The 8348-nt window shown below is 61.2% G+C and carries 10 protein-coding genes and 1 pseudogene; 5 read left to right on the top strand and 6 right to left on the bottom strand.

The window, feature by feature from the left end; all coding sequences use genetic code 11:
* Positions 1-310 (bottom strand): PRC-barrel domain-containing protein (locus tag C0Z16_RS34815; protein WP_102636518.1); only part of this gene is annotated, 310 nt, incomplete at its 3' end.
* A gap of 116 nt (positions 311-426) precedes the next feature.
* Here C0Z16_RS34815 and C0Z16_RS39170 point away from each other — a divergent pair.
* Positions 427-678 carry a response regulator gene (locus C0Z16_RS39170; protein WP_244201477.1) on the top strand — a complete coding sequence of 84 codons (252 nt, stop codon included), beginning with the start codon at positions 427-429 and terminating at the stop codon, positions 676-678.
* Positions 679-1893: 1215 nt separating this feature from the next.
* Here C0Z16_RS39170 and C0Z16_RS34800 read toward each other — a convergent pair.
* Positions 1894-2331: an SET domain-containing protein gene (locus C0Z16_RS34800; protein WP_102636517.1), complete on the bottom strand. Its 438-nt coding sequence runs from the start codon at positions 2329-2331 to the stop codon at positions 1894-1896.
* Between the two features lie 150 nt (positions 2332-2481).
* Here C0Z16_RS34800 and C0Z16_RS39165 point away from each other — a divergent pair, with 150 nt between their 5' ends.
* The 3 genes from C0Z16_RS39165 to C0Z16_RS39435 all read left to right on the top strand — a co-directional run bounded on the left by C0Z16_RS39165 (position 2482) and on the right by C0Z16_RS39435 (position 4194).
* Positions 2482-2682 (top strand): nucleoside 2-deoxyribosyltransferase, encoded by a 201-nt coding sequence (locus tag C0Z16_RS39165; protein ID WP_244201476.1) that lies wholly within the window; start codon positions 2482-2484, stop codon positions 2680-2682.
* A 325-nt stretch (positions 2683-3007) separates the two neighbouring features.
* Positions 3008-3859 (top strand): tyrosine-type recombinase/integrase, encoded by an 852-nt coding sequence (locus C0Z16_RS37640; RefSeq protein WP_146014405.1) that lies wholly within the window; start codon positions 3008-3010, stop codon positions 3857-3859.
* Between the two features lie 200 nt (positions 3860-4059).
* Positions 4060-4194 carry a hypothetical protein gene (locus C0Z16_RS39435; protein ID WP_279635096.1) on the top strand — a complete coding sequence of 45 codons (135 nt, stop codon included), beginning with the start codon at positions 4060-4062 and terminating at the stop codon, positions 4192-4194.
* Between the two features lie 383 nt (positions 4195-4577).
* On the opposite strand, the gene C0Z16_RS34785 is transcribed toward C0Z16_RS39435, so the two are convergent.
* Entirely contained in the window at positions 4578-5732 is a 1155-nt protein-coding gene (locus C0Z16_RS34785) for a DUF3443 domain-containing protein (protein ID WP_279635097.1), read from the bottom strand.
* Between C0Z16_RS34785 and C0Z16_RS37960 the strand changes: the two genes are divergently transcribed.
* Positions 5659-5913, top strand: a complete 255-nt coding sequence (locus tag C0Z16_RS37960; RefSeq protein WP_158244571.1) for a hypothetical protein — start codon at positions 5659-5661, stop codon at positions 5911-5913. The genes C0Z16_RS34785 and C0Z16_RS37960 overlap by 74 nt on opposite strands.
* On the opposite strand, the gene C0Z16_RS34780 is transcribed toward C0Z16_RS37960, so the two are convergent.
* The 3 genes and pseudogenes from C0Z16_RS34780 to C0Z16_RS34770 all read right to left on the bottom strand — a co-directional run.
* Complete coding sequence (locus C0Z16_RS34780; RefSeq protein ID WP_102636515.1) at positions 5906-6367, bottom strand: DUF2844 domain-containing protein; 462 nt, start codon at positions 6365-6367, stop codon at positions 5906-5908. The genes C0Z16_RS37960 and C0Z16_RS34780 overlap by 8 nt on opposite strands.
* A 550-nt stretch (positions 6368-6917) precedes the next feature.
* Entirely contained in the window at positions 6918-7178 is a 261-nt protein-coding gene (locus tag C0Z16_RS39160) for an OmpA family protein (protein WP_244201475.1), read from the bottom strand.
* A 478-nt stretch (positions 7179-7656) separates the two neighbouring features.
* A pseudogene (locus tag C0Z16_RS34770) lies at positions 7657-8319 on the bottom strand (YadA family autotransporter adhesin); the annotation flags it as partial.
* Positions 8320-8348: the final 29 nt, after the last annotated feature.

Genomic DNA, 8348 nt, shown 5'->3' with positions numbered 1-8348 from the left:
CGATGCTGACACGGAAACACTTTGCGTCGGTATCCAGCGTGAGTGCGTTCCACGGTATCGCATGCAGGTTCGTGCCCATGCCGAGAAAGCCGCCTTCCGACAGCACGGCGTACGCAATCCTGCCGCTGCGCACGTCGAGCATGATGTCCGAAATCTTGCCGATGTCTTCCCCGTCCGATGAAACCACCTGGGTGTCGTCGAGTGTCGCAGCGGCCATAACGTCAGGTCCGGGGCCTTCGCCGGTGCCGCTGCCAACAATATTTGCACCGCCGCTGCGTGGCGCGGTGCCTTGCAGGTTCAATGTACTCATGATGTCCTCCACATGTAATCGCGGTGGACTGGATAGCGTCAAGCAGGACGTCCGGTTTACCGACAAACATCTTGGCCGGTCAGTCGAGGTGATTGTCCTGCGTCAGGACGGCATGGTTGTCGCTCCGTTCGGGTTGTCAGTGGGTAATTGACGGCGGCGCTCTTTCTGTTTGTCGCTGGCTGCTTGTCGACGATGACTTTGAAAACCGCTGGGCGCTGCAACTGGCGCTCGAGAGTCGCGGACACCATGTGGTGCTTGCGGAGAACGGACGGGATGCGCTGCAGAGGGCGAACGCCAGTTTCCCGGCACTGGTTATCACCGATTTCCAGATGCCGGAAATGGACGGCGCGGAGTGTGCCGCCGTCTGAAATGTTTGCGCGCATTTGCCAACATACCGGTAGTCCTGCTGTCGGCTATGCCAGAGCCTGTCGACGAGATTCACTACTGGACTGCACTCCTCCGGAAGCCCGCCTCCATAGAGGTACTGCTCGACACCGTAGACACGTTCATAGCCTCACGCCTGACATACGCGCGCATAACGCGCGCCTCCGAGCACGACACCGCGAAGCGCTGGCGAGCCATCGATTCGCGATGTTGGCCTTGAGCCTGAGCATGTCTAGCGATAGTTCCTTCCAAAGCCATTCGTGACCCGAACTTTACGGCAACCTTGCTTCGAATGGCCGACACACATATGGTTCGCTTTACAGCGGATTGCCCGGGTAGTCGCGCCGGGCCTGTCATTTTACGGTAGGTGGTAGGCCGCCGCCTGGGACGACCGGCTCTCCCGTCGTGTAACGACTGGCATTTGCAAGGCTGCGAGGACACTCACAGAAAATTGACTCGATGACCTGCGCCAGCAATCCCGAAGTTGCTTAGCGTCGCGTGAGTTCCGGACCAGTCCCGCATCCCGGTTCCGGGCGCCGCGTCCGGATTGCCTTGACTTCCTGCGCAAAGACGCTACTACTAACCTGTTCGGTCATCAGATTTAGGTCATGCTTTCTGCGGGGACTAGTCGAGCTGACCCACGCGTACTTCAGCGAGCCGCGCAGTACATCCGCATGTCGACAGACCATCAGGAATACTCGCCGCTTTTCCAGCGGCAGGCTATCGCTGACTACGCACGTGCCCATGACATCCGCGTCGTTTGCGCGTATTAAGACGCCGGCGCTAGCGGCCTGACTTTCAGACAACGCCCGGCACTTGTCCAGCTCCTTCTCGAAGTTCAAAGTCCAAAAAGCGGAAATTCAGCACGGTCCTCGTTTTCGATGTCAGCCGTTGGGGACGTTTTCAGGACGTGGACGAGGCCGCTTTTTATGAGTATTCGTGCAGGCGCGCCGGGGTGAATGTGATTTATGTATGCCCGGGTATTTCGTGTCACACAATGCATCGGCGCTTCTGTCGGCGAGACGATCGGATTGCTTGGCGGCATAGCTTCCATTTATCTCGCGTTTCGTCGCAGCCGCATGAACAGTTAGCAAGACAGCATTACCGATCGAGCCGAGGTGTACGAAGAAGGCCGAAGCACTTTTCTGCAAGGGTTGCATCAGCCGGACAACCTGTACGAAAGCATTGCCAGATGCTGCTCACGCACCGGCGAGCATTGTCCCGCGGCACCGGCGGTGACCACAGCGACACGCATACTGCGCGCGCACTGCTGCGGAGGCACGGCCCTCTGTCATGAGACCATATGCGATGAACAGCTCTTCGCCGGGCTGAATATCCGACACCGCCTGAATGTAGACCCTGCCGTCATCCTCGATGGCCTCACAGTTCGCGACACAGGCATGGTTGAGCCAGCGCGCGCTGTTGCCGCCAAGCGAACCATCAATGACCCGCCCATCAGAAAGCCCAAAGAGGAACGTGTGGCCATCCTTCCCGAACCGGCGATGGCGACTTATCGCACGCTTCCAGCTCATCACCGTGCCGGTGTACTCGAGGATGAGCTCGCCGGCGCATAGCGGCCGCAGCGCAAAGACGCCGCGACCGTGAACGCTCGAGCGGCGGACAGAGATTCTTTTCATCGATGGTCGATATTGCGAATATGGGAAGTTGAGCTAGCGCTGGCGAGGACTGGAAGGAACATTACATCTCGCGCCTGCGAGTCACGGATCGGCACTTGACAGCGATTCGCGCCTAGTAGAATCGTCCATCATCCACAACGGAAATTCAAGATGATGGCACGATACAAGGAACTGCTTGCGAAAAAAGAGCAGCCTGAAGGCGAACCGGATCGTGGCACCGCCTTCGAGATTGGCTTTGCCGCCTCGCTGGGAAAGCCGATATCGGCTTGTCGCGACGATCTGAGCGCACTGCGTGAGCGCTGCCGTGCATTGCGACAGCGCTCGGCAATGTTTGCAAGCGCGGCTATCTGATCGAGGACTTCGGACTTCCCGTCAACCTGATGCTCGCGTGGGCGGCGAAGATCCTCGAGGGCGGCCCTCTCGCCTGCCTGCACGCGATCGCCGACGCACAGGGCAAGGGAACGGCCCCCTCTCCCTATAGACGGGTTGGCGAATCGCAGATTCGCAAGGTGTCGGGGTGACGCCAATTCAGTATATGAGGTACTGCACGTGATGAACGAGTCGCATCTCTGGACCAGCCGAGCCGCACACCGCTTACCTGCAATGGCAGACTACGGAAGCGGCCGGTGCAGACCGCCGCCGGTTCTCCCAACGCTCGATCGTGCAGCACAAGGCGATGTTCGACCGGTTCGTTCGGCATCTCGTTACCCGAGGCGTGGCACTCGCGACGTTTGGCTCCGAGCACCTCGAGTCGTTTTTTTGCGACGTCGAAAACCGCTGTGCTTCGGGTACGACCACGCGCCTACGTTACGTCAAGCTGATCGACCGGCTGGGTCGTCATCTTGTCGACGTTGGGCTGCGTGACAGCAATCCGGCGGCACGCTTCGCGCGCCCGGCCGCCTGGCCAGAGGACGAGCCAGAGCCCCTTTTTCTCGATCCGGCCGCCGACGCTGCGCTGCGGGCCTACGCTCAAGCCCGACGCGGCGACGACGCTCGCCTGTGTCGCAACCGGGCGGTGGTCGCGCTGCTGCGCGGCGCGGGACTCGCCGCGGCCGAACTTCGCGCCGCGCGCAGGCGCGATATCGTTATCGCCGGCATACGACCGCAGGTACGGGTTCCCAAACAGGGCGCACGCCTCGAACGTACAGTCGCACTGCCCGCGTCCTGGACGCCACCGATACGAGCGTGGCAGCAGGCGCATACCCTGCCGGAGAGCGCGCTGGCATTTCCGGCGCCGCGGACCGACGACAAGCCGATCAACGATGTCCCGCTCCGCGCGATCGTAGGAGACGCGCTGGACGCGATCGGGTTCATGGCGCCGGACATGAGCCCGCGTGTGCTGCGCAAAACCTTCGCACGTCGCTGGCACGCCGCGCAGATGCGCATCGAGGATGCGATTGTGAATCTGGTCGCTGACAATGGACGAGTCCATTGGGCTCTGATAATCGGCCCTCTGATGACGCAGATTGACAAGGGCGAGACGTTCGGTCGTCGCGGGCAGGGCGATACCGAAGTGAAGCGCGCATGACCGGCCCGTTTCATCCAGGTAGGTGCATTGTAGGGCATGCACACTCCGCAAAAAGGTCGAGCCGGAACGGATGGACCGGCAAAGCCAGCCTACGGAGCGGGGGGCGGTGATCGTGGCGCGGAGTCGCATGACGACGCGCTGACTGGCGAGAGCGAGCAGCGCGCTCGTCTCCTCATTGGTCCGGCCCGACAGCAGTTGACGTGAATGCCATCCGGCTCGTCGTCGAGGATGACGGGAAGTCGTTGCTCTTGCCCATCGACTTCGACGTGGGCGACTACATCAAACGCGGCAACCCCTACGAGGCCACACACGTGGCCAGACGCGTGCTGCGATAACCTTAGAGTTCGCTGATCAGAATCGCCAGAAAAGTGATAGCAGGTACCCGCTGAGCTTCCGCTGAAGGCCGACGTGAACAGCCCTCGGGTGGCGCAACTCATGCGCAGCGCCGAGCGCCAGGCCACGGACCGCACGGACAGTCTCAACGAACGAAGTGGACTGCGGGGAAATCGAGGCGGCGCCTATCCGCTGCAAGCATCGACGCCCGTGACGCGTACCACCATCCGCCTAAGCGGCCAGCCTGGTATTCATACACCGCCATACCCGGGATTGGAAACCGTTGTCGCACGCTTGACGCCTGACGCGACTCGTCTACCCTTGCATAGTCCACAGCACTCTAAGCCCCGAGCGCGCGGGAGGCTACGAGTGCGTCGGGCAGTCACTAGAACGCGAAGTATGGACCTGTTCCCCCCGGGGTGGGTCTTCCGCGTATCGCGGTGTAGACCTTGCGGCCATAAAAGAACGGCAGGCCCAGATCGAACATACCCGTCTGCAATGCGGCGTAATTGTTCATTGCGTTCGCGCCAGATGCCAACATAGTCTCTGCGTTGCTAACCTGAAAAGCCACCGGTGCGCTGCTACCATTAAGCCCCTCTACTACGGCCGACAAAGAGAGCGGAGCAGGAGGGCAAAAGAACGCAGATCCTCCCGAACACTGCGCAATCGACGCATCGTCAAAAAAGAGGCCGTTGGAACCGCTATCAATGAAGGCGTAGTTATACGTTGTACCCTTGTACTGCGCCGAGAAAGTGTTCTGCGTCGGATCGGTTGTAAAAATCCGTGCGGTCCCGAGACTGTTGTTCTCCTGAGTACCGATGCCGAAGACGATGGTGCCCGTTGCACTGGGCTGGCCACTAGACGGAATGCTGGGCAGTTGGACCACCACGCCATTATTATCGACGGCGAAATTGCTGACCGGGTTTGTCACCTGAGCGTTAATGGGTGCTGTCGTCGGGCTACAGCCAGAGCCGGAACATTCATAGTACACGTTGTAGGCATGCGTAGCACAGCCCGGGCAGTCTGCCGACTGAAGGCCAACGCCGAGAATGCCGTTCGCTCCGATGACCGCCGGCGAAGCAATGTTTTGGAAGCCTTGGTTAGAGCACGACGTTGGCACGCTGGGATAAGCCGGGTCCGCGATCAACTGAACGGAAGTACTCGGCGCGTATTCTCCGGCAAGTCGGATGTCCGCTGTCCTCACAGTTCCCCAAGTGGTCCCTGACCCAAATGCCGCGCACGTCGCCAGTGCGTTTTGCCCTGAGGCCACCTGCGGCAGGTTGATCGACAACGCCGGCGCAAACAGGCGCAAGCCATACGAGCCGGTATCGAGGAGAACGTTATCCACCGTCTGGCAAATCGCCGATCCAGGTACACATACAGTGACGCTGGTCATCAGCAGATTGGCGAAGCCATATGCATTGGGCTCCACAGTGACGGCCTGAAAATTCTGGGCTGCGGTACTCGTGACGGGCGTCGAGGCGGTTGTCGAGCCGGAGCTCGTCGGCGCATTGGCCGCAGAGGGACTCGTCGGCGAGATGTTGCTGGAGGGTGCGGAACTGGGGCTCGGGCTGGCAACGGGCGACGATGAAGGGCCGGCGCTTGTTGCTGAGCCGTTCTCGGTGCTGCCACCACCGCCGCCGCACGCCGTCAATATGGAAACCGTAAAGGCAACACCGATAAAGAGTGCCCGCGGAAACTGGAGTCTCTCGATCATTTGATGTCTATCGCCGACACGCCGGCCGGTAGTGCACGAGGAATGTAGGCACGCCCTATGTACGCGCCCATGTGTCCACCGGATTGAACCACTAACGCGGACGATCCGACGGTTACTGGTCCTGTCCCGCCGTGCGCCGCGCGGAAAGCCACAGTCCCGTCGGAAGCCGCGGGCGCGTAGCTTCCGAGCAAGGTCTGGACATCAGGCATCTGGGGCCCCAGCCAGGACACGGCGAACACCGTCCCTGCTGGGGAAACGTATTCGTTGATTGCAGTACCGGTATCTAGGACGATTCGGTGCACCGAGTAGGAAACCAGCGGCTGGACAGCGCGGCTGGCCTTCATCCGCTTTTGATCGATCTGTACTGATGCGGCTGCGCCGCCCAGGGCAGCGTGTGCCGAGATTGCAAAAGTCGCAGCAAGTAAAGCGGCCGCCGATCCCGGGGTAAATATTTTCATAATTGCTTCCTAGCTAAAAACGCGCACGGCCCGGCAAGCCCTATAACCGATCGTCGCGATCGCTCCTTCTTCACGATTGCAGTGCATGGCAATGCGGGACAGTTAGCGATCGCGACTGCGCTTCGATATATAACGTCAACATCTCTTGAATCTTTAGCTCCCATGAGAAGGGGCGGCCATGAAACTAAGAGAGGGGCACGAAGAGCCAGGAAGCCGAAGGGACCGTCCCAGCGGCGGCCGGTTATACGCGCCGCCGCGGCAAATGCAAGGCAAAGAGCCCGTCCTCACAGACGGCAGGACTTCCTGCAAGCAGGCACCTATTGACGTTCGGATGGCTAACGTCGTTGCAGTACTTCTATGCCTGCCGGCTCTAACAACGAATCATGGAAAAGCGGCTGCAGGCAGCCTATCTTCCCGGTCTGGATCATCTAGCGCAAAGCGCCGGCGTCCGCCCGGTGATCGTGAGCCTCCCGTCGCTGCCTTGTGCGCTCACATAACTTGTGCCCCTCTACGGTGATCGACAGGTAGCGGTCCTGTTGCAGGCACGCGATCAGCGCGCGAGCATCGGCATCCGGACAGTGCGTTCTCGGCTGGCTCGCGCCCACGCCTTCCGCGTGAAGATGCTGCCGTCCAGTCCGTCAGCAACCAGATACGCCCGCACTGTGTCAGCGCGGGCAAGCGACAATGGCCCGTTGATGGATTCGGGACCGAGTCTGTCGGTATGACCGACGACCGTGATCGCGCTCACCCGACCATGCTTGCGGATGCGTTCGGCGATCCAGTCGAGTTCGGCTTTCGCGGCAGGCAGCATCGACGCCGGAGCCCACTTGCCGAACGGAACAGTGCATCGCTTTGCACCGTGAAGTCCTCGATCGGTGCCGAGCGTCGCGCGACGGGGCTGGGTTCGGCCGCCGTGCTACTGCCTGCGTCCTGGCCGCATCGAAACAGCAGAACACACGGGTCGTTCCGGTTGTCGTCAGCGGCGCGAACGCGCTCGATCCTGTCGATCGACTGCACCGCCTTTTCGTTGCAGATGCGTTGCGCCACTTACATGCACGTCGCCGCGCTTTCGAGGAGTCCGTGGCACTCGGCCCGGTGCGTTCTGACGCCGTTGCTTGCGTCGACGGAATAGGCATTAAAGGCGGGACCACTTCCCGCCGTGCATCCGGTCACGGCAAGCACGGCGGTGCAGAAAAGACTTGCGAAAAAGCGTCGGTTCATCAGGTACTCCATAGACGGTATGTGGCGGAGAATGCGGGACACGCGGGCTGGTGCCCCTCTCTCACGACCTACCATTGCATGGCCGCGCCGACGCCGACCGTCATGCCCCCTGGGCTCATGCCCACGCCTGCTTTCATCTTCAGGTTCTCCGCGAGGCGCGCCGTACCGCCGATTGCCACTGCCTGATAGCCCCGGAAGCCGGCCGTGCCGATACCGAGCGACAGCGTCTTGTCCTGGTCCACTTCAGGGATCATCGTCAGTGCAGTCCCCGCGGCGATGCCCGAATACGCGTTTCGCGCGGTCGAATTGATGCCGTTCTGCAGTTCATTCATCCGGGTATCGGTGTATGCGTTCGCCTGACAAAGCGCGGCGTTCAACTGCGAGACGTTGACCGCGTCGGTAGGCGCAGTGCCGGCGGCCACATTGATGACTTGCCGGGTCGACGCGGCGGAGCCGACGGCCACCACATTGGCGCGGCCACCGTCGTTGCTGTCCGAGCCGAGCGCAGTCGAGCCGCTGCCTGTGGACGTTGCCCCGGCTCCCACGGCACGTCGAACCATTGCCCACGGCCGAACTGTTGTTGCCAGAAGCCACGGCTCCTTGCCCGCGTGCCGAGGAGTTCGACCCGGAGGGCGTCGGCGTGCCGGGGGCGAGGACGAGAAGCTACCACCGTTGTTGGTGGTCTGCTGGCTGATCAGCGTCGTCAACCGGCTCGCCACCGCATCGAGGTGGTCGGTGCCGAATCAATTGCGGTCGGGCC

The organism is Paraburkholderia rhynchosiae (genome assembly GCF_002879865.1).
In the GTDB taxonomy this organism is placed as follows: domain Bacteria; phylum Pseudomonadota; class Gammaproteobacteria; order Burkholderiales; family Burkholderiaceae; genus Paraburkholderia; species Paraburkholderia rhynchosiae.
Note: the sequence above shows the minus strand (reverse complement) of the source record. Positions and strands in the feature narration are given on the sequence as shown.

Excerpts from the sequence above, each read along its gene's own strand:
- C0Z16_RS34800 (WP_102636517.1), bottom strand. The coding sequence starts at position 2,331 with ATGAAAAGAATCTCTGTCCGCCGCTCGAGCGTTCACGGTCGCGGCGTC.
- C0Z16_RS39165 (WP_244201476.1), top strand. The coding sequence starts at position 2,482 with ATGATGGCACGATACAAGGAACTGCTTGCGAAAAAAGAGCAGCCTGAA.
- C0Z16_RS37640 (WP_146014405.1), top strand. The coding sequence starts at position 3,008 with ATGTTCGACCGGTTCGTTCGGCATCTCGTTACCCGAGGCGTGGCACTC.
- C0Z16_RS34780 (WP_102636515.1), bottom strand. The coding sequence starts at position 6,367 with ATGAAAATATTTACCCCGGGATCGGCGGCCGCTTTACTTGCTGCGACT.
- C0Z16_RS39160 (WP_244201475.1), bottom strand. The coding sequence starts at position 7,178 with ATGCTGCCTGCCGCGAAAGCCGAACTCGACTGGATCGCCGAACGCATC.